21 protein-coding genes and 1 pseudogene are annotated in these 22,503 nt (G+C 70.6%); 13 read left to right on the top strand and 9 right to left on the bottom strand.

Annotated elements, in window-relative coordinates; all coding sequences use genetic code 11:
• Window positions 1-329: 329 nt before the first annotated feature.
• Window positions 330-752, bottom strand: a complete 423-nt coding sequence (locus amrb99_RS16560; protein ID WP_206699969.1) for an SDR family oxidoreductase — start codon at window positions 750-752, stop codon at window positions 330-332.
• 124 nt (window positions 753-876) lie between these two features.
• Here amrb99_RS16560 and amrb99_RS16555 point away from each other — a divergent pair, with 124 nt between their 5' ends.
• From amrb99_RS16555 to amrb99_RS16535, 5 genes are all read left to right on the top strand, one after another.
• Window positions 877-1,206 (top strand): hypothetical protein, encoded by a 330-nt coding sequence (locus amrb99_RS16555; RefSeq protein ID WP_190856856.1) that lies wholly within the window; start codon window positions 877-879, stop codon window positions 1,204-1,206.
• 215 nt (window positions 1,207-1,421) lie between these two features.
• On the top strand, window positions 1,422-1,922 hold the full coding sequence (locus tag amrb99_RS16550; protein WP_190856855.1) for an SAM-dependent methyltransferase: 501 nt from the start codon (window positions 1,422-1,424) through the stop codon (window positions 1,920-1,922).
• 138 nt (window positions 1,923-2,060) lie between these two features.
• Window positions 2,061-2,618 (top strand): GNAT family N-acetyltransferase, encoded by a 558-nt coding sequence (locus tag amrb99_RS16545; protein WP_190856854.1) that lies wholly within the window; start codon window positions 2,061-2,063, stop codon window positions 2,616-2,618.
• 164 nt (window positions 2,619-2,782) lie between these two features.
• The gene (locus tag amrb99_RS16540) at window positions 2,783-3,364 is read left to right on the top strand and encodes a hypothetical protein (protein ID WP_190856853.1); all 582 of its coding nucleotides are present in this window, start codon (window positions 2,783-2,785) and stop codon (window positions 3,362-3,364) included.
• A gap of 137 nt (window positions 3,365-3,501) precedes the next feature.
• Window positions 3,502-3,810 (top strand): hypothetical protein, encoded by a 309-nt coding sequence (locus amrb99_RS16535; RefSeq protein ID WP_190856852.1) that lies wholly within the window; start codon window positions 3,502-3,504, stop codon window positions 3,808-3,810.
• Between the two features lie 130 nt (window positions 3,811-3,940).
• Here the strand turns inward: amrb99_RS16535 and amrb99_RS16530 are convergent, their stop codons facing one another.
• Entirely contained in the window at window positions 3,941-4,510 is a 570-nt protein-coding gene (locus amrb99_RS16530) for a TetR/AcrR family transcriptional regulator (RefSeq protein ID WP_190856851.1), read from the bottom strand.
• 79 nt (window positions 4,511-4,589) lie between these two features.
• On the opposite strand from amrb99_RS16530, the gene amrb99_RS16525 reads away from it, so the two are divergent.
• From amrb99_RS16525 to amrb99_RS16515, 3 genes and pseudogenes are all read left to right on the top strand, one after another.
• Complete coding sequence (locus amrb99_RS16525) at window positions 4,590-5,801, top strand: MFS transporter (RefSeq protein WP_190856850.1); 1,212 nt, start codon at window positions 4,590-4,592, stop codon at window positions 5,799-5,801.
• 143 nt (window positions 5,802-5,944) lie between these two features.
• The gene (locus tag amrb99_RS16520) at window positions 5,945-6,835 is read left to right on the top strand and encodes an SDR family NAD(P)-dependent oxidoreductase (protein WP_347256711.1); all 891 of its coding nucleotides are present in this window, start codon (window positions 5,945-5,947) and stop codon (window positions 6,833-6,835) included.
• 536 nt (window positions 6,836-7,371) lie between these two features.
• Window positions 7,372-7,875, top strand: a pseudogene (locus amrb99_RS16515) (integrase core domain-containing protein); the annotation flags it as partial.
• A gap of 36 nt (window positions 7,876-7,911) precedes the next feature.
• On the opposite strand, the gene amrb99_RS16510 reads toward amrb99_RS16515, so the two are convergent.
• The gene (locus amrb99_RS16510; protein ID WP_190856848.1) at window positions 7,912-8,601 is read right to left on the bottom strand and encodes a response regulator transcription factor; all 690 of its coding nucleotides are present in this window, start codon (window positions 8,599-8,601) and stop codon (window positions 7,912-7,914) included.
• Between the two features lie 154 nt (window positions 8,602-8,755).
• On the opposite strand from amrb99_RS16510, the gene amrb99_RS16505 reads away from it, so the two are divergent.
• Window positions 8,756-9,217, top strand: coding sequence for a response regulator (locus tag amrb99_RS16505; protein WP_190856847.1), 462 nt, complete (start codon window positions 8,756-8,758; stop codon window positions 9,215-9,217).
• Here amrb99_RS16505 and amrb99_RS16500 read toward each other — a convergent pair.
• Together amrb99_RS16500 and amrb99_RS16495 are read right to left on the bottom strand one after the other, a co-directional pair.
• Window positions 9,207-11,252, bottom strand: coding sequence for a PAS domain-containing sensor histidine kinase (locus tag amrb99_RS16500; protein ID WP_190856846.1), 2,046 nt, complete (start codon window positions 11,250-11,252; stop codon window positions 9,207-9,209). The two genes, amrb99_RS16505 and amrb99_RS16500, sit on opposite strands and share 11 nt — an antisense overlap.
• Window positions 11,253-12,261: 1,009 nt before the next feature.
• The gene (locus amrb99_RS16495) at window positions 12,262-14,001 is read right to left on the bottom strand and encodes a hypothetical protein (RefSeq protein ID WP_190856845.1); all 1,740 of its coding nucleotides are present in this window, start codon (window positions 13,999-14,001) and stop codon (window positions 12,262-12,264) included.
• Window positions 14,002-14,640: 639 nt separating this feature from the next.
• On the opposite strand from amrb99_RS16495, the gene amrb99_RS16490 reads away from it, so the two are divergent.
• The gene (locus amrb99_RS16490; protein WP_206699967.1) at window positions 14,641-15,588 is read left to right on the top strand and encodes a helix-turn-helix domain-containing protein; all 948 of its coding nucleotides are present in this window, start codon (window positions 14,641-14,643) and stop codon (window positions 15,586-15,588) included.
• A gap of 453 nt (window positions 15,589-16,041) precedes the next feature.
• On the opposite strand, the gene wrbA is transcribed toward amrb99_RS16490, so the two are convergent.
• Window positions 16,042-16,674 (bottom strand): NAD(P)H:quinone oxidoreductase, encoded by a 633-nt coding sequence (gene wrbA, locus amrb99_RS16485; RefSeq protein WP_190856843.1) that lies wholly within the window; start codon window positions 16,672-16,674, stop codon window positions 16,042-16,044.
• A 36-nt stretch (window positions 16,675-16,710) separates the two neighbouring features.
• Window positions 16,711-17,943: an SGNH/GDSL hydrolase family protein gene (locus amrb99_RS16480; RefSeq protein ID WP_347256710.1), complete on the bottom strand. Its 1,233-nt coding sequence runs from the start codon at window positions 17,941-17,943 to the stop codon at window positions 16,711-16,713.
• A 110-nt stretch (window positions 17,944-18,053) separates the two neighbouring features.
• Between amrb99_RS16480 and amrb99_RS16475 the strand changes: the two genes are divergently transcribed.
• Together amrb99_RS16475 and amrb99_RS16470 are read left to right on the top strand one after the other, a co-directional pair.
• Window positions 18,054-18,527, top strand: coding sequence for a MarR family transcriptional regulator (locus amrb99_RS16475; protein WP_190856842.1), 474 nt, complete (start codon window positions 18,054-18,056; stop codon window positions 18,525-18,527).
• A 164-nt stretch (window positions 18,528-18,691) separates the two neighbouring features.
• On the top strand, window positions 18,692-19,048 hold the full coding sequence (locus amrb99_RS16470) for a hypothetical protein (RefSeq protein WP_190856841.1): 357 nt from the start codon (window positions 18,692-18,694) through the stop codon (window positions 19,046-19,048).
• 14 nt (window positions 19,049-19,062) lie between these two features.
• Here amrb99_RS16470 and amrb99_RS16465 read toward each other — a convergent pair whose 3' ends face one another.
• On the bottom strand, window positions 19,063-19,485 hold the full coding sequence (locus amrb99_RS16465) for a hypothetical protein (RefSeq protein WP_190856840.1): 423 nt from the start codon (window positions 19,483-19,485) through the stop codon (window positions 19,063-19,065).
• A 726-nt stretch (window positions 19,486-20,211) separates the two neighbouring features.
• Here amrb99_RS16465 and amrb99_RS16460 point away from each other — a divergent pair.
• The gene (locus tag amrb99_RS16460) at window positions 20,212-21,897 is read left to right on the top strand and encodes an acyl-CoA dehydrogenase family protein (RefSeq protein ID WP_190856839.1); all 1,686 of its coding nucleotides are present in this window, start codon (window positions 20,212-20,214) and stop codon (window positions 21,895-21,897) included.
• Here the strand turns inward: amrb99_RS16460 and amrb99_RS16455 are convergent.
• Window positions 21,894-22,478 carry a GAF domain-containing protein gene (locus amrb99_RS16455; RefSeq protein WP_347256709.1) on the bottom strand — a complete coding sequence of 195 codons (585 nt, stop codon included), beginning with the start codon at window positions 22,476-22,478 and terminating at the stop codon, window positions 21,894-21,896. The genes amrb99_RS16460 and amrb99_RS16455 overlap by 4 nt on opposite strands.
• Window positions 22,479-22,503: the final 25 nt, after the last annotated feature.

The following is a 22,503-nucleotide window of genomic DNA, read 5'->3' as shown; positions in this document are numbered from 1 at the left end:
GACCGGACGTGCCCGGGCTCGACCACACGGTTGAGCCAGCCGGCCCTCAGCCCCCTCCCGTCAGGTGATCACTCTTGGAGATCGCGCCGGCGCCGAGAGCGGACTGGATTTCTCCAGCGGAGCGAAGTAGCCGCTCGGGAGGATCGTGGAAATCATGGTGTTACCGCCTTCCGGTACAGAGAATCAGTTATTCGATCGCACTCTTCGTCGCGGTCGAAAACTCTTCCATGCAATGGACGAATTCGGGCGGGCCTGGATATCGGGGAACGGAGTGCCATGAAAGCGGCCACGGCAGCCTCTGGGGTGCTGCGGCTCCGATATGGACGTTTTCAGCCGTGGCCGGTGGCGAGGCTCAGGCCTCCGTTGATCTCGATCACCTGGCCGGTCATGAACCCGTTTGTCGCGGCCAGTAGCACGGCCTGGGCCACGTCCTCGGCTTGCCCGGCCCCGCCGACCGGCAGGGCCGCGGCGTGCTCGGCGAACATCTCCTCGCGCTGCCGGGCGGGCATCTTGTCCCACCATGGTGTGGCGATGATGCCGGGGGAGACCGCATTGATCCGCAGTGGTGCCAGCTCAGTCGCCAGTGGCCGCACCATCGCCTCCAACGCCCTGTTGATCGCCGCCAGGCCAGCCGTACCCGGCAACGCCGCCCGCGCGGAGGACGCGGTGATGAAGGTGACCGAGCCGGTCGGGGCCAACGACGCCAGTGCCGCCTGAAGGATCTTGAGGTGGACCCAGACGAGCGCCAGCACCAACTTGGTCGTAGGTGGTGCCTTCGGCGAAGAACGCCGCCAAGGCCTCCTCGGAACCACCGTCCAGACACCGTGCGGTGGTCTTCCCGCCGATGGCTGAGGCCGTCTCGGTCAGCCGGTTCTCATGCGCAATGAGCTGTGCGACCACAGTCCGATCAGCGAACGCACGGCCGCGCTCGTGCCCGACCCCCTGAACCACGGTTGGCGTGACTACGGCCCGCGGGTGGCGATCTGGCGGATGATCGAGGCGTTCGACCGCCACGGCGTGCGTCCGAGCGTGCTGCTCAACTCGGACGTCGCCGGGCAGTACCCGCAGATCATCGAGGCCGGCAGGGCCCGAGACTGGGCCTGGCTCACGCACGGCAAGAACAACTCCACCGTGCAGTCCGAGGTGGAGGCGCAGGAGCGGGCGTCGATCACACTGGGGGGGTTCTGGATCACCTTGAGCCGATGATGGCCTTGACGAGGGGGCCGACCCCACCGTCCCAGGCCAGGCCGAGGCCCGCAGCGCGTCCGGGGCCTCGGCTGCCCGCCACGTGAGCCTGGTGGCGCCCGGCGAGGTGGTGTCGACACAGTCACGGAAGCTGATCTGGGACTGGCGGAACCCCGCGGGGGGAGCCCTTTACTCGCGCGTACACTCGATCTTCGTTCGGAAAAGGCGGAGGTCTGATGGAGGACGAAACCGCGGCGAGCGCGCCTGCTGCCGGCCGCGACGTGGTCGTGCGGCCGGTGGCCCGGGTCGTCGGCGGACGCGCGGACGTCGTCGACGACGAGTGGGGCTCGGTTCTTGCGGTCATCCGGCTCGACGGCGGGCGGTTCACGCCGGAGGCGCTGTCCGGGCTCGAAGATTTCTCGCATCTCGAGGTGGTCTTCCACTTCGACCGTGTGGCACCGGAAAGGGTGGAGTCAGGTGCTCGCCACCCCCGGGGCAACACGGACTGGCCGCTGGTGGGCATCTTCGCGCAGCGCGGTAAGAACCGGCCCAACCGGCTCGGCGTTTCGCGCTGCCGGTTGGTGAAGGTCGACGGCCTGGACATCCACGTGTCAGGCCTCGATGCCGTCGACGGTTCCCCTGTGCTCGACATCAAGCCGTACATGGCCGAGTTCGGCCCCATCGGCGAGGTGCGCCAGCCCGCTTGGTCCGCCGAGATCATGCGCGAGTACTACTGAATCGGCGGCGTCAGTTTGTACCTGCTGCCGAGCACGTCGCGTCGTGAAGCGCCGCCGGCGCCGCCGGCGCTGCTGGTGCACCGCGACTCGCGCCGGACCGCTGCCTGGCCCGTGCCAGACCCCGAGGAGCTCCCTGCCATGGCCAACAACCCGTCTTCCTTTCCCGAGCACATCGAACTTTCGGGGGAGAACCTAGTTCTGCGCGACTGGACCGAGGCGGATCTGCCCGCGATGCCGGGCCTGTTCGACCATCCTGACATCGCGTACTGGACGCCCATCGTCTCCCCTTTCGACCCGGCAGCCGCACGTGCCCGGTTGGATCGGGCCAGGCAGTTGCGCAGGGAGGGCAGTGCCATCCTCCTGGCCATCACCGCCGACGGAGGCGCGCCGATGGGTGAGGTGATGCTGCGGCGCGCTCCGGAAGGGACGGAGCTCGGCTACGCGGTCAGCCCGGCCTACCGCGGTCAGGGCCTGGCGGCGCGTGCGGTCCGGGTCATGGCCTCGTACGCCTTCGAGTACCTGGGGGCCGAACAGGTGATCCTGGAGTTGGAGGCGGAGAACGCGGCCAGCGTCGCCGTGGCCGTGAGGTCGGGTTTCCGGTTGCTCGACGTGCCGCTCATCACTGGCGAGGAGAAGGGGCGTCCCTACGCCCTGCAGACCTGGGGTCTGGACCGGCCCTCGGACACCGCCGAGTGACCTCACCTCGAGACAGGCGGGCCAGTGGCCGGTGTCGCCCATGGCGCCGACGTCGATCGAGCCGAGGCACCCGCTGCTTGGTGGCGAGGACCATCGTGAGGGCCTCCGGGAAGAGGAGCTCGCCCGCGTCAGCGTGGACGGCCCAAGACAGGAAGGGGATCTCGGTGGAGATGACGTACGCCGCCCAGCGGATGCTGCTGCGGCAGGAGACATCGAGGAACGACGTCCTCCGATACGCCGCGGAGATGGGCTGGGCAAAGACCGGCGAGGAGGGCGCTCCGGAGCAGGGCCAGACTTACCGCCTTGTGTTCTCGGTCGCCCCCGGGACCGAGGTCCGGTACGTGGAGGACTTCACTTCCAGGCAGCGTTACCTCTATGTCTCCAGCAATGTGGATTGGGTCGCAGAGCGCATGGCGACACTGATCGGCGACGATCTCGGCCCGTGGCCCCTGTCCGACCTGGTGGCCGCATGTGATCATTCCCGGGATCTGGAGCACGGTCGCGCCCTCATGCGGCTCGGGGTCGCGGCCCCGTACGAATACACCCCCGAGGTCTTCACCCGGCTCGATGCGGGGATGCGGCACCCTGACCCGCGAGTCCGGCGGCTGTCGCTGTGGGCGACGACCTACTCGCCGTGGCCCCAGTACCTCGCGCGGATCCGCGCCATCGCTCACGCCGATCCCGAGCCCGCCCTCCAGGAGAGAGCCGAAACCATTCTGGCTGTTCTCCAACAGGCTGCTCCCTGAGCAGGAACCGCAAGCGGCGTCCGTGGCCAAGGGGGACTTCTCGCTCCGCTGGCCGGTCGTCTGCGGCGGTGCGGTTTTGCGCCGGCGGGCTTAGGGATGAGCAGGCGCGGCGTCGGTGTGGTCGGCAAGGCGAGTGGATGCGGACCGACTCCACACCATTCGATGCCCGGGTGGCGCTGGACAACGGCCTGGTCGACCGGGCCGAGCTCACTCGGATCACCGCCCTGGCGACCCGGGCGATTCCGGCGGCGGTACCGCGCCCGGCGACGAAGGCGGCTGACGCGGCGGTGCTGCTGGCGCGCTGCCGGACGCCGGAGCCGATGCGGCCGGGCCGGGCGGTCGCGCTGCGGATGGCCCGTTCGGTGCTGCCGCACTGCCGGTTGACGGTGATCGACGAGCGGCTGGAGCACGCGGCGGCCCCGTCGGTCATCGTGCGCCATAGCTGACGGCGCACCCAGAGGGGCGCTCTCAGCCCACACGGTCAGGTGTTCGCTCCCGCCGGCGCCGGCCACCACCTGATCGACACCAGCCTGCCGCCGAGTGGGAGAGAGGTGCGATGGGGAGAGGTGGTCGTGGTCAGGGTGCGTGGGCGGCGACCGCGACGACGGCATCGGTGAGCGCGGCGGCGTAGGCGTCGGTGAGCTTGGCGGCGTCGAACAGCAGCGCGTACCACATCGGGCCGAAGACCAGATCGATGAGCACCTCGTCGTCGGGATGGGCGACCTGCCCCCGCCCCCGCGCCCGGGTGAGGATCTGGCGGACGGCGGCGCGGCGCGGCGCGATCAGTTCGCTGCTCACGCGCTGGGCGAAGGCGGGATCCTGGGTCGCCTCGGCGGCCAGGGCCTGGTTGAGTGTGCCGGGCACGCCGCGCTGGGCGGCGAAGGTCTCCTCCAGCAGGGCCAGTAGGTCCTCGCGCAGGTCGCCGGTGTCGGGGGTGGGCAGCCGCGTGCGGGCGTAGGCGGCCAGCACGTCCAAGATCACTCCCCCCTTGCTCGGGTAGCGACGGTAGATCGCCTGCTTGGAGACGCCGCTGCGGGCGGCGATGCCCTCCATGCTCACCGCCCGGTAGCCCCGCTCGGTGATCAGGTCGAGAGCGGCCTGGCGGATGGCGTCGTCGACGGCGGGGTCGCGGGGTCGTCCGGTCATGACGCACACCCTAGTTGACATACGCACCGGTCCGTATTGTAATTTCAAACGCAACGTACCGTATTGAAAGGAGGGGGTCATGCGGACCCGTTCCTCCACCCCCGCACTCCTGTCGCTTTCCCTGGGCTACTTCGCCTTGGGGACCGCCTCACTCGCGGTTATCGGGCTCAGCGGCCCGATCGCCGCCGACCTGCGTGTGTCGGCCGCCACCGTCGGAACCCTGGTCACCGTCTTCTCGCTGGTGTTCGCCTTGGCCGCCCCGGTGGCGGCGATCGCCATGGGCCGTCTGGACCGCCGCCAGGTCCTGCTGCTGGGGCTGGCGCTGATGACGGTCGGCGGCGTCGCCAGCGCGGTGGCCCCCACATTCGCGGCCCTGGCCAGCGCGCGCGTGGTCGCCGGCCTGGGCGCGGCGATCTTCGGACCGGCCGCCTCAGCCACCGGCTCGATGATCGTGCCGCTCGAGCAGCGCCCCCGCGCACTGGCCGTGGTGTTCGGCGGGATGACCGCCGCTACCGTGCTGGGCGTGCCAATGGCCTCGGCCGCGGGCACCACGATCGGCTGGCGGGCCGCCATGGCCGCAGTGGTGGTGCTGACCCTGGTGGCGGGCGGACTTCTGGTGGTGCTGCTGCCGCCGGTCCCAGCCGGGCCGGCGCCCACCGCGCGGGCGTTCGCAGGCGTGCTGCGCACTGGCGGCGCCGCGTCGATGATCGCCACCACGCTGCTGGTGCTGACCGCCCAGTTCACCGTCTACGGCGTCGCCGGGGCGTACCTGGCCAGCCGGTTCGGCGCCGGTTCCGGGCTGGTGTCGCTGACCCTGCTGGTCTTCGGCGCCCTGGGCGTGGTCGGCAACGCCGCCGGAGCCCGCGTCTACACCCGGATGGGCGGCGGACGCACCATCGCGCTGGCCCTGGCGGGGCTGACCATCACCTTCGTGGCCCTGAGCAGTGCGCCCGCCCTGCCCGCAGCCGGTGTCGTGGTGTTCGCCTTCTGGGCCGTCTTCAACACCTTGTTCATGGCTCCACAGCAGGTCCGCCTGGTGGAGTTGCTGCCCGAGCAGCGCGGCGTCCTGCTGGCCCTGAACGCTTCGGCCTTGTACCTCGGCATGAGCCTCGGCAGCTTGCTGGGCAGCAGCCTGCTGCCCGCCGTGGGCGGTCACTGGCTCCCGGCCGTGGCGCTGCTGCCGCTGGTCCTGGCCGCCTGCGCGCACGCCGCCTCGCTGCGCTCGCGCCCCACCCGTCCGGCGGCCCCGGTCGCCGGACCGGCCACCGGCCCCGTCCCAGCCCATCACTGACCGGCCCGGTCGCCGCACGGGCCATCGAGACACCGAGGCCTGCGCGAGGACGTCCCGGAGTCCATGGCCGGCGGCGGCGACCCGATCGCCTCCTGATCTCGTCCCGTCCGTCTTCGCAACACTGACATGAAAGGCCGACACCCGTGACCGCCCACGGCACCCGCCCGCTGCACGACCAGACCATCCTGATCACCGGCGCCACCGACGGCCTCGGCCGCGCCCTGGCGCACCGCCTCGCCACCCAAGGCGCCACCTTGATCCTGCACGGTCGCAACCCGGCCAAGGGCCGGGCGCTGCTGACCGAACTGCACGACCGGACAGGCAACGACAAGCTCACCTTCGAACAGGCCGACTTCGCCTCCATCGACCAGATCCGCGCCCTGGCCGACCGCCTGGCCGACCGCGGCCGGCTGGACGTCCTGGTCAACAACGCCGGCATCGGCGTCGAGACGACCCCGCGGCGCAGCGCCGACGGACTGGAGCTCACCTTCCAGGTTGACTACCTGGCCACCTACATGCTGAGCTGCCTGCTCACACCGTTACTGGCCCGCAGTGCCACCGCGCGTGCGATCAGCGGCCACCCGGCTCCCGGCAGGATCGTCAACGTCACCTCTGCCGGACAGGCGCCTCTGAACTTCGACGACGTGCTGCTAGAACGCCACTGGGACGGTGTGCAGGCCTACTGCCAGGCCAAACTCGCCCAGATCATGCTCACTTACGAGCACGCCGAGCTGCTGCGCGACCATGACGTCACTGTCAACGCCCTGCACCCCGCCTCCTATATGCCCACCAAGATCGTCACCCACCTGTTCACCGTGCAGAGCACCCTGGAGGAGGGCGTCACCAACACCGCCCGCCTGGTCACCGACCCGGCCCTGGCTGAGGTCACCGGCACCTACTTCAACCGGGCCCGCCCCGCGCAGGCCCAGCTCCAGGCCTACGACACCACCGCCCGCGCCCGCCTGCTGGAGATCAGCCGGCACCTCACCGGCGTCCCCTTCCCCACCGCCCCAGAAGCCCACCGGGTTCGATGAAGTCCTTCAAGGCAGCGTGGTCTCGGCTGGCAGGGAGGAGGAACACCGCGATCAGCTCACCAGTGCTGAGCGAGAGGAACTCAAACGGCCGCACAAGAAGAACTACGAGCCCAAGCGCGCCAACGAGACCCCGGCACGGAATTCGGCACCTGGGAACAGACACCGTCAGTACCAGCCTTCCCGGCTGAACGCGCCAAGCTCTCCAGCGGGCGCGGTCCCGGGTCGGGCTGCCCTGGCCCTCCCAGGCGGGCGCGAGCGTCGGCGAGGAGCTGGGGCTGGCCCGCTGGTGCACCGCCATGCAGGTGCGCGGCCACCAGATGTGGAGCCGGCTCCAGGACGACGACGCGCTCGTCACCGACCTCTGGCTCCGCGATCCCTAGCTGTAGTGACCACGGACGTTGGTGACGGCGACACGGCTTGATGAGCTTGAAAAGGATGAAGACCTCCTGGCGAGGTGTGTGTCACCACAACATGCACATCTCGTCCGGGAGGCCCTCGTGGTCCACGCTACCGGCAGTCGGGGACGGCGGGCATGGGCCGACCGGTCCAGCCGCCCGCACCACAGCCCGGCCCGCACACCCCAGCGGACCGAGCGGCGGATCATCGGCCCGCGCGTCACCGCCCGGATGGGACCGGCCCGTATCGCCTTCCGGCTGGGTCTGCACGCCTCCACCGTGCACCGCGTCCTGACCCGCTACCACTGTCCGCCACTGACACACCCGCCGCCGCGTTCTGGCGCCGCGCCCACCGGTTCTTCACCGACGCCGGGATCACCGTCCGCCGCGTCCTGACCGACAACGGCGCCTGCTACCGCTCACACCCCTGGCGCGACCAACTCGCCGCAGACGGCATCACCCACAAACGCACCCGCCCCTACCGCCCCCCAGACCAACGGCAAGGTCGAGCGCTACCACCGCACTCTCCTAGACGAATGGGCCTACGCCCGCCCCTACACCAGCGAACACGAGCGACGCGCCGCACTCGCCCCCTGGCTGCACCTCTACAACCATCACCGCCGACACACCGCACTGGCAGGACGACGACGCGCTCGTCACCGACCTCTGGCTCCGCGATCCCTAGCGCGCCCCCGGGACCAGGTACCCGTACCCGGTCTGGGTGACGATCAGGCCGTCGCCGAGCTTGCGGCGCAGCCGGGAGATGTGCTCGGCGAGCGTCCGGGAGACGCCCCGGCTGGTTCCCCACACGTCCAGCATCAGCTCCTCCTTGGAGACCGCCCGCCCGCGGTTGGCGGCGAGGAACTCGAGGATGGAGTACTCCAGGGGAGCCAGCCGCACCACCTCCCCGTCCTTGAAGACCTGCCGGGCGGCGAAGTCGATCACGATGGGCGGGATCTCCACCAGGTTGTCGTCCACCTCGTCGTCGCGCTGGACGACGCCCGTCCCCTGGGCGCGCCGCAGGACGGCCTCGATCCTGGCGAGCAGCACCTCCGGGTTGAACGGCTTGGTGATGTAGTCGTCGCCGCCGAGCCGCAGCCCGAGCGTCTGGTCGTGGACCTCGGTCCGGACCGTCAGCAGGATCACCGGGACGTCGTTCCCCTCCTGGCGCATCTCGAGGATCAGCGACAGGCCGTTGACGTCCGGCAGGTTGACGTCCAGCAGCGTGATGTCGACGTTCCCGCGGCGGAGCGCCTGCCGGGCGAGTTCTCCGGTGGGGACCGCCTCGACCCTGTGGTGATGCTTGCGCAGGAGAGTGGAGACCACCTTCACCAGGCGGGGATCGTCGTCTACAACCAATATCCGCGCCATACCTCATCGTATCCGGATAGAAGGGCCGGTCAGGGAAGAATGGAGTGGGAAGCGGTCGGCGAACGCCGTCGCAGGCGCAATCCGGGCCGCTCCTCCACCGCCGTTGGAACTCCGTACGGAGGCGGGTGCGGTCCCGCCTGTCTCATTTTCGTCCGTGCACTCCGTGACCGCGCTGATACGCTCACTCGCGGCCATCTGGGAAATCGAACGGAGGCAAGGTGTGCGGGTGCTCATCATTGAGGACTCCGGGGTCGGGCAGTTGCTCCGTACGATCGTGAAACGCGACGGTCACGAACCGGTTCTCGCGGGGAACGGAAAGGAGGGCTGGCGGCTGCTCGTGGACCGGGCCCGCCCCCCGGACCTGCTGATCCTCGACCGCATGCTCCCCGACATGGACGGTGCCGAGGTCCTGACCCGGCTTCGGGAACACGCCCCCACCGTCGACCTTCCGGTTCTCGTCCTCACCGCGGCTGCTCGCTCCTCACTTCATCTGGACGACGGCGCGCTGACCCGCGTCCTCGCCAAGCCTTTCGATCTCGCCGAGTTGCGCGGGGTGCTCGCCGATCTGGCATCGGTCGACGCTCACCTTCCCGGCGGTGGCCGTCTCACTCGGTAGAGCCGGTCTGCGGTTCATCGTCCTGATCTTGGTCGGTCGGCGCAAGGGGAAGCCGTAGTTCGACCTTGAGCCCGCCCGACGGAGCGGTGCCCAGGTCGATCCGCCCGTGCATCGAGGTCATGAGCAGGTCGGCGATGTGGAGGCCGAGCCCCGAGCCCGGGAGGTCCTGCGTGGAGGCCGACCGATAATAGGGCTTGAGCGCCGCGAGGAGCTCCCCCGGGGGGATGCCGGGCCCCTCGTCGCAGATCGTGAGCACGCCGTGGCCCGCCTCCTGGTGCGTCTCCACCGTCAGCTTGCCCTCCGGGGCGTACTTCTCGGCGTTGCGGAGGACGAGCACCAGGCACTGCCGCAGCCGGACGGGGTCGCCGCGCACGACGACCTGCGACGGCGTGGAGACCACCGTGCGCGAGGCCACCGAGGGCGCGCTCTGCAGCGCCCGCCGCAGCAGGCCCGAGATCTCGATGTCCTCCGCGACCGCGACGGGCCAGGCGGACGGGTCGCCGTCGATGACGAGCATCAGGTCGGCGATGACGTGCTGCATCACCTCCACCGAGTCGAGGATCGCGCCGATCGACTCGGCGTCCTCCTCGTTCGCGACGGCGGGCTCGAGCAGCTGCGCGTGCCCGCGGATCGTGGTGAGCGGGCCGTGCAGCTCGTGGTGCACCGACGCGAGCAGCAGGTGCCGCATCTGGTCCAGCTGCTGCCGCGCCGACTTGTCCACGAACACGGCCGTGAGCAGCTCGGACGCTCCGGGCCCGGAAGCGGCCGAGCAGGAGACCTCCACCCAGAGAAGGCGCCCGTCCCGGGTGGTCAGCCGCGGCGTCCCGGTGAGCCCGTCGGCGAGCTCGACCGGGGACCCGTCGGTGCAGACCAGGGTGAAGAGGTCCTCGCTCCGGCGGCCGAGCGCCTCGTCCGCGGGGATGCTCGTCAGCGCCGCCATCGCGGAGTTCCACACCTCGACCCGGCCGGAGGCGCCGAGCACGAGGATCGCGACGTCCGAGTGGTCGATGGCCGCGCTGAGCCGCGCCCGCTCGACCTCGAGCTCGTGGGCCGCCCAGGTGTTCGCCCAGTAGGCGCCGAGCGCCCGGGCCGTCCCCCTGATCGCTCCGCCCAGCACCCCGGACAGCACCCAGAAGCTCAGGTAGAGGCCGGTGATCCGGGTCCACCCCATGAGCAGGTAGCCGGCGACGCGGCCCCCGGGGGCCTCCAGCGGGAAGTGCACGCCGGCGCGCCATCCGCCGGGCAGGGCGTCCTCGTCGACGAGGTACGGGTGCGGCCGCGACGGGAGCCCTTCGAGCCAGGCCAGCTCTTCCGGCCGCCGCTGGTAGCGCGTGATGCCCTCGGCGGAGGCCTTGATCCAGATGTCGCCCGCCGGCAGGGAGGTGTGCAGCCAGAGCACACCGGATCTCGTGATCTTCCGCAGGTCGCCCACGAACGAGGCCAGGTCCGCCGCCTCCGCATGCCGGTGGGCCATGACGTAGGGCAGTTGCAGCAGCCGCTCGGCCGTGCTGAGCGCCGTCTCCCGCGTCCTCAGGACGCGGGTGTCGACGTAGTAGACGGCGGCCGGGAACGCGGCGAGGAACGCCCAGGTGACGTCGCCGGTCCGCAGGGCCCTGAGGACGAGGAAGGCGAAACCGGCCGCGCAGGCCGCCTCCATCAGGTCCTCCGCGATCAGCGGGGCGTGCACGGACCGCCTCATGATCGCGACGATCAGCAGGGCGGCCACCAGGAGCAGGACCACCTGCGTCACGCTCGGCGCCCGGCTGGGCAGCCCCGCGGGGCGCGCCGTCACCAGACCGGTGACGGCCAGGGTGAGCAGGGTCTCGACCGCGTCCAGCGCGATCCTCCACCGCCTCGCGCGCAGCAGCACGGCCTCGCCGAGCAGGACGGCCGCGGCGCCCGCCGGTGCCACGAGCCAGTACGGGACGAGGCAGTAACCCAGGGGGGCGAGGAAGGCCACGAGGGACGTGGTCGCCGAGGGCGGGCGGGAGAACCAGACCGCGGTTCGGCCGGAGGCCAGCCGGGAGAGCCTCATACGGCCCTCGCCTCGGGGAACGCGTCCCGCGCCCGGTGGTGGGAGGCGCCGGCTCCGGCGGCCGGGGGCGCCGGACGGGCCCGCGCGTCCATTGTCTCGACTCCGGGAATGAGGCGTCCGCCGGAGTGCGCGGACGACCCGCCGGCACGCCTATTCCCGATCAAAATCATGCTCCTTCATTCGTCGATCCATTCGTGCGGGCGAACAGACGCACGCCTGAGAGCGCTTTGCGGTGGTGGGTGAGTTGAGCATGGCATCCAGGAACGTTGCTGGCCGTCTTCGCTGCGGTGATCGAGTCGAGGTCGGACGAGGCTTTCTGATGCGTCGCTACAGACGACCGTCCGCGCACCGCCCGGCGCTGCAACAGATCGGTTCCATCTGGTGGTCATTCGTCTCATATCGTGAGACGAGCGGTGGCGCGGGCGGCGCGCTGTGCGCCGCGCCTTCGGGCCGGGCGGGCGTGCCCTGCGGGGCCCGGCGCCCTCAGGCCGTCCGCCCCGGCGACGCGGCGGACATGCGGAGTCTCGCCGGAGCGCGGCGGCGGCAGGGCGGGCGTGTCGGGGGAGCCGTGGGGCGGAGGCCGTCGACGGTGCGGTCCGAGGACGGGCGGCGGGGACGGGCGGTCGGGAAGGCCATGCGATCACCGTGCGGGGAGAAGGAAACGGTTCGAGTAGCCGGCGGAAAGGGGGGAGACGGCGGGCTGGAATCGGAGTGGTGAGGCGGGGGCGTGCAAATCATCGGGGCCGACATAATGGAACGATGCAAAAGGCCGGTGGACCGGTGCGGTTTTTCGCCGGTATGGTCGCCGCGCCCGTTCGCCGGAGCCGCCCCCCGAAGGAGGCGACGGCGGCGACCAAGCGCTCGTTGAGAGCTCGCCTCCTCACGGGCGGGCCGACGGGAGCCCCCAACCGGTTATTGTCCGCAGCCGCCGATCCGTTTCCCGGGTTCGCCGGACCGGCGGCGGTGACGTCGATCACCGGCGGCCGGGATCCGGGCGCGACGACGGTGGTCACGGCGGCCCGGCCGTGCGGTGAAGGCCGGACCGCCGACCGGCGCGGTCGAGGCCGGGCACGCGCGTGCGGGCGGTGAGCAACGCGCGCTCCAGTAGGCGTCCTTCGCGGGGAAACCCGGCGGACAGCGCGCGGACGAGCCGCAGGACGGCGTCGACACCCTCGGCGGACCCGGCCCAGCCGCCCGCCCGCACCCAGGACTCCAGGATCTCCGGGCGCCGGTCGGCGTGGCTGGCAGGCATGCGACATGTCCATATCGACCGGAAGCCGTCCCAGTAGCGCTCGTGGCCCCTGGCGGGGATCCCGGTGATGTGCTGCGGCGGCGCGTCCAGCCACAGCAGCAGCCCGTCCAGCACACCGCGCTCGCGAGGGGTCGGGGACTCGGCCTGCGCCAGCCGGGCCTTCAGCGGCCCGTCCTCGGGGACGCGGTCCAGCGCCGTCAGCCAGCCGGCGAGGCCCGGCAGGACGTAGCCGAGCCGCCCGGTGCCCGATCCGAGCGCGACCAGGTCCGACACGCAGCCGGTGCCGTGCCCGGCCAGCGCCGCCAGGCGATCCGGGTCGACAGAGCGCAGCGGGTCGAACAGCACGTCGCCGAACGGGCCGAGCAGGGACTCCGGCAGGCGGTGGGAGAGCATCCTGTACCAGGCGACGAGCCGGTCCGGCGGCCCGAACGCCAGTTCCGCCATCAAGGCGCACACCGCGCGGGGGTTCGCGGCGAGCGCGCCGAGCGTCGCGGGCCACTGCGGCGCGCCGGCGGCGACGGCCTCCAGGTCGACCATCTCGAGGACGATCAGCGCCGCGCTCTCCGCGCGGGCGGTCTCGTCCTCGCCGCGATCCGCGGGGCCGAGCAGGGAGGCGAGCAGGTCATCGGCCTGCCCGAGGTCGGCCCAGTGCTCGCGCAGCAGTGGCACGTCCTCAGGAACGCGTTCTTGGATCAGCGCGGTGAGGATTCTTCGGGCGCCCGCGTCGCTGAGCTCGCGGTGGCGTCCGGTGGTGAGCAGGTCGCGGATGTCGGCGGGGTCGTGGGTTCCGCGTTCCACGGCCTGGAGCACGGTGGCGGGCCAGTCGAGCCCGGCGAGTATCCGGACCGCTGTGGTGGGTTCGGTGTCGGTGAGGGGTGGGGTGGCGTGTGCGAGGTACGCGACGACCTCGGCATGCGAGCGCCCCCGGTCCCCGAACAGGTCGGCGAGCATCTCGGCGTAGGCGCCGCCTGGTGTGTCGCGTTCGGGGAGCCGGGGTGTTCGCCAGTCGAGTTCGGCGGTGCGGTCACGAACCTGCCGGGCGAACGCAAGCGAGACGTTGCGGTTGCCGCTCTGGTCCCAGGTCGCCGCGGAGAACCGGGTCCGCCACCCGTAGGGCAGCAGCGCCGCGACCGCGTCCAGGAACACCAGCCGATCCACAGCGGTCAACTCCGGCGCACCGGTCACGGTGACGGGACCGTCGATCAGCAGCGACGCCGCCGCGGCGACCCGCTGCACCCCGAACCGCCCCAGCGCCTGCGCCAAGGTTGCCGGATCCAGCGGCGCCACCCGCAACTCCACCCCCTCGGGCGGGAACGGCGGCGTCACCCCCGACAACGCCTCGTACAACCCCGCATACGACACCGGCACCGCACGCAGCGCCTCATACGGCACACACAAATACCGGGTCTCGGCGATCGGGCGGCCCGCACCGTCGGCCTCACCGGTCCAGTCCTCCAATGCCACACCGATCCGGGTGCCGTCATCACCGCCGCGCACCTCACTGATCGTGATCCACGGCAACGCAGCCGGCCCCGACCGCCCCGGCGACGGCGTCCCCAACGCGAAATGCCGCAGAATATGCGCATAGTCAGCCGCCGAGAAATCCGGACCACCACACCCGGTCACCCGATACTCGTCATAACTACCCGGCGGCTTACCCCGGACCGCCCACCCGGCCCGCAACACCACCGCCCCCCGCACGGGACCCTCGTCCGTCACGCGGCGCCTCCGGGAACCGCACGTCCTCCTGCGTCCCCGTCCAGCGCCCGTCTCGTGACCGGGCCGCGCTTCACGACCTCACCCGGCGCCGTCTCCACAGTGAAATGCGCACCACACATAGAAACTCCCTGGGATGTTCCCGTCCAGGCATGTCGGGCTTCAGCTCACCACACGGATGGGGCACTCCATGGGAGCACGCGTTTGCACCGAAGATAGGAGGGGCTTCGGGCGGGGGCTTGCCGCGCTGCGCACGGAAGTTGCCGCCGTATGCAACAGGGAGCGCGCTTGCCGACCGGTCGCGCGAGCGTACGCTGACGGTTGCCGCCGTGGTACGCGCGGATGCGCATAGCCGAATCTTGTGCGTGCCAGGTGGCAGGACGAGCAGTTGTGAGCGTGAGTGCCTGGGGGGAGACCGTCTTGAGCTACAGCGTCACCACCACGGCGACCGATGACTACGCCCCTCACGAGCGCGTCGAGCTGTGGAGGGAGCGGACCAACGCCTACCAGTCCGCGCTCGACGTCCGCTGCCCCTCTCCGGAGGACTTCCACGGCAGGATGATCCGCCAGTACAGCGGGGCCTACCAGCTCGTCTCGTACTGGTCGAGCGAGACGCACTATCTGCGGACGCCGGATCTGGTGCGCCGCGAACCCGACGAGGACTACCGGCTCCTGATCCCGCTGTACGGCGCGGCGGGCCTGGTCACGGACAGGAGCGAGGCGACGGTGCGGCCCGGCACGGGGGCCCTGCTGACGATCGCCCAGCCGTGCCGGTTCACCCAGTCCGGCTCGCTCCGCGCCGTCCTGCTGACGATCCCCGCACGCGAGGTGCCCGGTCCGTACCCGGCCTCCTGCTTCTTCGACCTGACCAAGGGCCTCGGCCGGCTCGTGAGCGCCATGATCGGGGTCCTGCGGGACGAGCGCGACGAGCTCACCGCCGCGCAGTTCGACGCGGCGTGCGACCGCCTCACCGAACTGGTCCGCATGCTCATCCAGGGCGCCGAGCAGCCGCCCGCCGCCGGACGTCTCGCGGAGGTGGAGGCGGACATCCGCCGGTACGTGCGCCGCAACATAGCGGATCCGGAGCTCAGCGGCTCGTCGGTGGCGCACGGCCTCGGCTGGTCGCTGCGCCAGGTCCAGCTCGCCCTGCAGCAGGCCGGCACCACCCCGCGCGAGCTGATCCGCGAGGAGCGGCTCCGGCTCGCCCGCGAGCGGCTGCGCGACCCGCGCCACCGGCACGTGCCGATCACCGACATCGGGCACGGTACGGGCTTCCCCTCGTCCAGCGCCTTCAGCGCCGCATACCGCCGCCGCTTCGGCGAGACCCCCCGGGACACCCGCCGGCGAGCACTGGAGGACACGGGCTGACGAGGCGGGGACACGGACTGGCGAGGCGGCCCGCACGGCATCGACGTACCGGAACCGATCCCGTGTTCGCCCTGGCCACACGGTAGGCAGTGCGGGAGCGTGCGTGCAGGTCGGTGGCGGCGTGGCAGTGCGGGGTGGCGGGGTGCGTCGCGTGAGAGGCGATCATACAGATGACCTGCCGCCTGCCCCGATCCCGCTCCCGAAGTGGATCGTCCCGGCGAAGAGGCGAATCCCCGGGGTCGTCACCGCCAGGGCGGCGATGCCGAACCAGGCCATCGACTTGCGGCCGGAGTGGGGGCCCGGACTCTGCGGGCCTCCTCGGCGAGCGCCTCGATTCCCTGCGCTGATCCGCTGGCAGTGCCGACCGTTGCGTCATCGGTGAACACGGTGCGCATCTCCCCGAAGCGCTTTTCGTCCAGCACGCGGCCGAGGCGGCCAGGGGTGAAGTGCGTTTCAGGCGGTCGCGGCGGTCGGTTCGTTCGCGTTCTTGATGGCGCGGGCGAACCTGACGGCGCGTTCGGCCTGGACTCGGGCGGCGGCGCGGGTGGTGTCGTCGACGGGGGTGGTGCCGCCCTGGTCGAAGTGGGAGGTGCCGTAGGGGTTGCCGTCGGCGAACTTGGCAGGGTCGGTGTAGCCGGGCGGCACGAGGACGCCGCCGAAGTGGTGGAAGGTGTGCGACAAGGCCAGCAGTGTGGCCTCATGCCCGCCGTGCCCGGTCCCGGCGGAGGTGAAGCCGCTGTAGACCTTGTCGGCGAGCAGGCCCTGCTGCCAGACCGGTCCCAGGGTGTCGAGGAACTGCTTGAGCTGGGCGGCGATGTTGCCGAAGCGGGTCGGTGAGCCGAGCAGGACGCCGTCGGCCCAGACCAGGTCGTCGGGGACGGCCGTCGGGACGTCGATGGTGGCGGCCAGGTTGGCGGCCCAGGCGGGGTTGGCGTCGATCGCCTGCTGGGAGGCCAGTTCGGCGACCCGGCGCAGCCGTACCTGGGCGCCCGCCTTCTCGGCGGTCTCGGCCATCTCGCGGGCGATGTCGGCGATCGTGCCGGTGGCGGAGTAGTAGACGACGGCGATGTTCACGGGCTCGTTCATGATGCCGGGCCTTTCTGAGGATGCGTCCGGAACGGGTCAGAGCGTGTTGAGGTCGACGGCGTCGGCGATGGCGCGGTAGCCGGTGTCGTTGAGGTGGATGTGGTCGCCGCTGTCGTAGGCGGCCTTGAGGTGCTCTCCGTCGGCGACGACGCGGTCGAAGTCGGCGACGGCGTCATAGGCGCCGCTGGTGCGGATCCAGCGGTTGACCTGTCGGCGGATCTGCTCGCCGCGCCGGCTCTGGGCGGCCGAGCCGCCCATCGGCATGATGGTGGCGCCGACGACCTGGATGCCGCGGGCGTGGGCCAGGCGGATCAGGGTGCGGTGCCCGTCGATGAGCTGGGCCGCGGTGACCGGGCCGGTCTCGTTCCAGGCGGCCAGGTCGTTGACGCCCGCCAGGACGATCACGCTGCGGGCACCGGGCCGCTCCAGCACATCGCGGGTGAAGCGCGCCACCGCCCGCTCGCCGTACACCGGGGAATCGGTCAGCACGCGGTTGCCGCCGATCCCGGCGTTGACCACGCCCCACCGGCGCCCCGCGGCGCGGAGCCGTTCGGCCAGCCGGTCGGGGTAGCGGGCATCGGTGCCCTTGGTGGACCCGACCCCGTCGGTGAGGGAGTCGCCGAAGGCGACCACGGTGCGGCGCCGGGCAGGCCCGAGGGCGTGGGGACCGGTGACCTCGACGCCGGTCAGGTAGTACCAGGAGTCGCTCTGCTGGGCGAACGGCGTCGCGCGGGGGTCGGCCAGGTGGTCGCCGGCCGCGCGGTAGGAGGTGGCCATCGCGAAATGGTGGAAGGTCGCGGGCCCGGTCGGCGCGTTCAGCCGGAGTGTCACGGCCAACTGGTCGCGGGGTGAGGACGCCAGCGAGGCGGCGTCGCTGACGATCTCACTGCCGGCCGCGAGCACGGTCGCGGCCCGGCCGCTGAAACGCAGCGGTCGCAGCGTCCCGGGCTGCACGGCCGCACCGGTTCCGGCGCGGCCGACCGTGGCTCCGGCGATGCGCAGCGGCCTCGTCCCGTAGACGTTCGACAACCGGATGCGCACCTTGCTGCCGCCGCTGGTGAGCCGCACCACCTGCCGCAGCGAGTCGTCGGCGAAACCCTGCTGGGACCAGTTGACGCCGTACCAGTCGGCGGTCGGCACGGCCGGCTGCGCGGCGGTGCCCCAGACGGCGCGCCAACTCGCCGGGCCCGCCGCGTGCGCAGGGGGCATGCTGATGCCCGCGGCGGCCAGCAGGGCCGCCGCCGTGGCCAGGGATCGGGAGGTACGCACGTAGGTCTCCTTGCTACTTCAGCGATAGATCTTTCAGTGCTGAACAACAGGTCGGGACGATAGCCCGAGATCATTCAGTACGCAACTATTCAGCGTGATAGCTTTTTCCCGTGACGGAGACGCGATGGCTCGCCCCCGAGGAGCAGCGCAGCTGGCGGGCGTTCGGGCTGGCCACCCGGCTGCTGCTCGACCGCCTGGAACGCGACCTGCAAGAGGCGGCGGGGATGCCGCCCACCTACTACGAACTGCTGGTCCTGCTGTCGGAGGCCCCCGACCGGACGATGCGCATGAGTGAGCTGGCGCGCTGGACCCACTCCAAGCCCAGCCGCATCACCCACGCGATCGGCAAGCTGGAGAAGGCCGGATGGGTGCGGCGCGAACACCTGGCCTCCGACCGGCGCGGCTGGCTCGCCGTCCTCACCGACGACGGCCTGGCCGCCCTGCGGGCCGCGGCTCCCCGCCACGTCGAAAGCGTCCGCACCCACCTGATCGACGTCCTGACACCCGAAGAAGTCAAGCAACTCGGCGACATCAGCGAGACGTTGCTCAAGCACCTCCTCCCCGACGACCAGCCGCACTTCTGACCACCGAGGGCGGGGAAATACCAATGCCGACCCCGGCGCCGGAAGAGGCTGGTCGGGGTCTGACCTGCACGGAAGGCGCTGCCACGGGGGCCTGGTAATGCTCGTTATCGACCCCCGCTGCCGGTGCCCGAGGCAGCCGCCACCCACCGCACCGGAGATTGCCCATGCCACAGGTAACGATCTTCAACCTGAAAGAAGCCGATCGGCTGCCCGACATCGCGGAGGCTGTCCGGCACGCTCTGACGAGCATGCCGGAACTCCAGATAAACGATCACGAGATCGACGTCGTCCCGGTCCTGGCTCCGGACTCGTTCGACGCCCTGACGACCAGGATCAACGTCGATCTGTGGGAGCACGAAGCACGGACCAAAGAAGCGCTGCAAGAGCTGGCGACTCGGGTCGCCAGGGCCTTCCAGACCGTAGCCGGGACGAACCGAAAGGTGAAGGCGGTCATCCGCCCGTACGACGTGGGACGCAGCGGCTGGGTGTCATTGGGAGCCGATCAGCGCGCCTGCGAGTGATCGCGGCCTGCCCGTTAGCGGGCGCGGCGTAGTGCGGTGTACTGGAGCACTGCGAAGCCGGCGACCACGATGGCCTGGAGCACTGCCCACACGGCCCCGACGGTGCTCAGCGAGAACCAGCCCACGACCACCGTGAGGACACTCAGGATCGTCCACAGCGAGTTCGCTTCGACCACGCTCACCACAGCGACCCGCCTGGGCCGGGCGGGCATCGAGATGGCCCATACGGCAGCGGCGTACGCCAGGAGAAACGCCCCCAGGGCCCGTCCGGTGGTGGCGTCGAGTCCGAGCAGGTCCTGAAGCGGAGCGGCAAGAGCGAGGTAGAGCAGACCGTTGGCGCCGGTCGTGATGGCGTCCGCACGCAGCACCAGACGCAGCAAGCGGCCGGCATCGGCGAACAGGCCGGCGGAGTTGTGGCTCGTGGCCGTGTTGGTCATCGGAGTCCTCCGTTTCCGGGGTTGTTGACCTCGATGACCTCGACGCTAAGGGCGACCGGTTGTCAAAGCCGATTACCTGGCAGGTAGCCGCGGCCACAGCGCTGTCGCGGTGACCGGCCGGCCCCGTCGGGTGGCGTCGACGGCGTCCGTATGGCCGGACCACCGGCGCCGGCATTGACGCCGCAGATACAGGACGAAACTCCCTCTTATACGCCCACGTCGCGCGGGATGCAAGCGGCCTGCGACCAATGAGCTCGGTTCGGAATTGGCTCATTCATGGGAGGGGGACAGGGTGCCATATCGCGGTCCAGAGGCGTCCGTGTAACCTTGATCAGCATTGCGGTCGGTTCGCGTGCGTGATCCGTCGGTGGTGGGATTCCTTGGCATTCCTGCGGGGGTGTCCCTCTGCATCCGGGCCGTAAGCGCACCTTTCGATCGTGTTGTGGCGCCGGTCGCAGCCGGAGGAGGACGAGCCCTGCCGATCCGCGAGTTCGCGCAGTTCACGCGAGGGGTGAGTGATTGACACGTGCACTGTGGTGAGAATTCTGTTCCTTGCACTCGTTGCTCGACCGAATGACCATGACATATGCCCGAAACCCGGATGATTCGGAAGATGGTCCAAAGCCCGCTGCTGCGATGAAACGAACACCAGCGTGCCCTTGATCGCCGGAACCTGGCAGCTTCCCCCCCTTGCCCCTGGCAGGCCGACCCGTGAGAGCGGACACCATGACGAATGATCTACCGCCGACGAATCACTTGCTGTCCCTGTCGACGGACGATTTCATCGCCGGCTTCGACGCGGTCGCGTCCAAGTTCGACTCCGCGACCTTCCCGCAGCAGAAGCTCCCCCCTGACAGTTGGGCGCTCCTGGTGAGGGCCGGGGTCCGGCTTCCGACTCTGCCCCGGCGGTACGGAGGACGCGACAGCAGCGTCGAGATGTGCCGGATCGTCGAGACGGCCTCCGAGTGGAACCTGGCGCTGGGCGTCTATGTGATCGTCAACACGGCGCTGGCGCTCCTACCGGTGGTGAAGTGGGCCGGTGACGAGGTCAAGCAGGAGATGCTGCCGCTGTTCGCCGGCGACGCCCCGGTGATGGCCGGGCTCGCGGCGACCGAGCCGGGCGCCGGCTCGGCCCTGTCGGCCATGACGACCACCTTCGAGGAGGTCGAGGGAGGCTACCGGATCCGTGGTCGCAAGCACTGGCAGGCTCTCAGCTCCTCCGCACACTGGTGGCTGGTCCTTGCGAAGAACGCACACCGTCGCGAGTACGGCTACTTCGTCGTCGAGCGCAGCGAGGGTTTTCGCACTGTCGAGCTGTACGAGGCGCTCGGGCTGAAGCTGCTGGACTACGGCGTCAACGACATCGATGTGATCGTTCCCCGGCACCGGCGGATCGACGCCGAGGAGGCGGACCTGGACTCGGTGGACGTCTTCCTGGCGTCGCGGGCGCTGCTGGCGGCGGCGGGGTCGGGATTCCTGCGCCGCATCAGCCGGGAGGCGCACACGTACGTGGACGGTCGCCGGATCGGGCGGAAGCCGCAGTCCAAGATCGGGTTCGTCAACTACAGGCTCGCGGCCATCGACACCTCCGCCACCATCTGCGAGGCGCTCAGCCACTACCTGCAGACGATGCTGGACGTCAAGGGCGACATGACCCCCGCGTTTCCGGCGGTGCAGGCTCTCAAGACCGTCGCCACCGAGCGGATGATCAGCGCGGCTCAGCACTACCAGCAGCTGACCGGCGCCGAGGGATACCGCTGTGGATCGCCCACCAACATCGCCGGTCAGGCATTCCTGGACACGCGGGTCTTCAGCATCTTCGACGGCAACAACGACATGCTCAGCCAGCAGCTCACCGCCTACTGCCTGACCCGGCGGTCCGGCCGGGCCCTCAGCGAACTGCTGGCCGAGTGGCCGCTCACGGCGCCCGCGGTCGCGACGCTCGAGACGGACCTGAGCTTCCTCGACCAGCGCCTGGGCCAGGCGCAGCAGGTTCTCGCCGGCCGCGCCATCGCCTACCTGTTCGCGATCACCCAGGTCCTGAAGTGGGCCGACGAGACCGGCGCCGATCCGGCAAGGGTCCGGCCCGCCATCGAGTTCCTCAGGAGCGACATCGCCGGTGTCGCCGCGGAATTCCGCCTGTTGGCCACCGGGATACTCGACACCTATGGCGCGGCGGGCGGGCATCGGGCCTCGCGACCCGGGGTCGCGGACGAGTCCGGGTCGCAAGATCCGGCCGCTGAGGCCGCCGCCGCTCACCCTCACCTGCCGGTGCCGCCCCCGGCACCTCCAGGAGCCTCCCTTGGAGAGCCTGAGCCTTTGACCGGGCCCTTCGCCGGGGAGGCCTGGAGCGCGGTGCCGGGGTCGGCCCCGGTCCGTTTCCCCGGGCCTCCCACCGGACCCGTCGGCTAGCGCGACAGGCCCTCGCGGCGGTGGATCAGGTCGACGAGGTCGGCCGCCCTGCGCTTCATGAGATCCAGTCCGGCCTTGCCCCACGGGCGCGGTTCGCTGTCCACGACGCAGATCGTGCCGAGAACCGTGCCCGTGCGGTCGGTCAGCGGAGCCCCGGCGTAGCTGCGGACCATGAGCGCGTCGACGATCGGATTGCCGGCGAAACGCGGATAGTCGAGGACATCGTCCAGGATCAGGGCCTTGCGCCGGACGACGACATGCGGGCAGTAGCCGGCGTCGAGGGGCACTCTCGCATCGAGGACGCCGCCCACGACCTCGGCGTCGGCCGGTGACGTGTGAACGCCGCAGATGAACTGATCGTCGCCGACGAGGTTCACGAAGGCCACCGGTGTGCCGGGAAGCCCCACGAGCTCCTGCGCGTCCAGCGCGACTCTACGGGCGAACTCATCGAATTCGCGCTCCCGCGACTGCCCCAAGCCGAGCTCTCGCAGGCGCGCCGCTCGCCGGGGCGCTTCGTGATCGGCCGGCATCAAGGGTCGAGCCGAGAATCCGTCTGCCTGGTCATTGGGCGGGTACGTCACGGGGGGCCTCCATATGGCCGAGTGC

It is taken from the genome of Actinomadura sp. RB99 (genome assembly GCF_014706005.1).
Lineage (GTDB): Bacteria > Actinomycetota > Actinomycetes > Streptosporangiales > Streptosporangiaceae > Spirillospora.
The sequence above is the reverse complement of the archived record's forward strand: the minus strand, read 5'-3'. Positions and strand labels throughout refer to the sequence as shown.

What these genes read in the sequence shown, in the direction of transcription:
- amrb99_RS16530 (WP_190856851.1), bottom strand. Translation starts at nt 4,510, where the DNA reads ATGACCGGACGACCCCGCGACCCCGCCGTCGACGACGCCATCCGCCAG.
- amrb99_RS16465 (WP_190856840.1), bottom strand. Translation starts at nt 19,485, where the DNA reads ATGACCAACACGGCCACGAGCCACAACTCCGCCGGCCTGTTCGCCGAT.
- amrb99_RS16470 (WP_190856841.1), top strand. Translation starts at nt 18,692, where the DNA reads ATGCCACAGGTAACGATCTTCAACCTGAAAGAAGCCGATCGGCTGCCC.
- wrbA (WP_190856843.1), bottom strand. Translation starts at nt 16,674, where the DNA reads ATGAACGAGCCCGTGAACATCGCCGTCGTCTACTACTCCGCCACCGGC.
- amrb99_RS16510 (WP_190856848.1), bottom strand. Translation starts at nt 8,601, where the DNA reads ATGGCGCGGATATTGGTTGTAGACGACGATCCCCGCCTGGTGAAGGTG.
- amrb99_RS16500 (WP_190856846.1), bottom strand. Translation starts at nt 11,252, where the DNA reads ATGAGGCTCTCCCGGCTGGCCTCCGGCCGAACCGCGGTCTGGTTCTCC.
- amrb99_RS16545 (WP_190856854.1), top strand. Translation starts at nt 2,061, where the DNA reads ATGGCCAACAACCCGTCTTCCTTTCCCGAGCACATCGAACTTTCGGGG.
- amrb99_RS16550 (WP_190856855.1), top strand. Translation starts at nt 1,422, where the DNA reads ATGGAGGACGAAACCGCGGCGAGCGCGCCTGCTGCCGGCCGCGACGTG.
- amrb99_RS16525 (WP_190856850.1), top strand. Translation starts at nt 4,590, where the DNA reads ATGCGGACCCGTTCCTCCACCCCCGCACTCCTGTCGCTTTCCCTGGGC.
- amrb99_RS16535 (WP_190856852.1), top strand. Translation starts at nt 3,502, where the DNA reads ATGCGGACCGACTCCACACCATTCGATGCCCGGGTGGCGCTGGACAAC.
- amrb99_RS16555 (WP_190856856.1), top strand. Translation starts at nt 877, where the DNA reads ATGCGCAATGAGCTGTGCGACCACAGTCCGATCAGCGAACGCACGGCC.
- amrb99_RS16460 (WP_190856839.1), top strand. Translation starts at nt 20,212, where the DNA reads ATGACGAATGATCTACCGCCGACGAATCACTTGCTGTCCCTGTCGACG.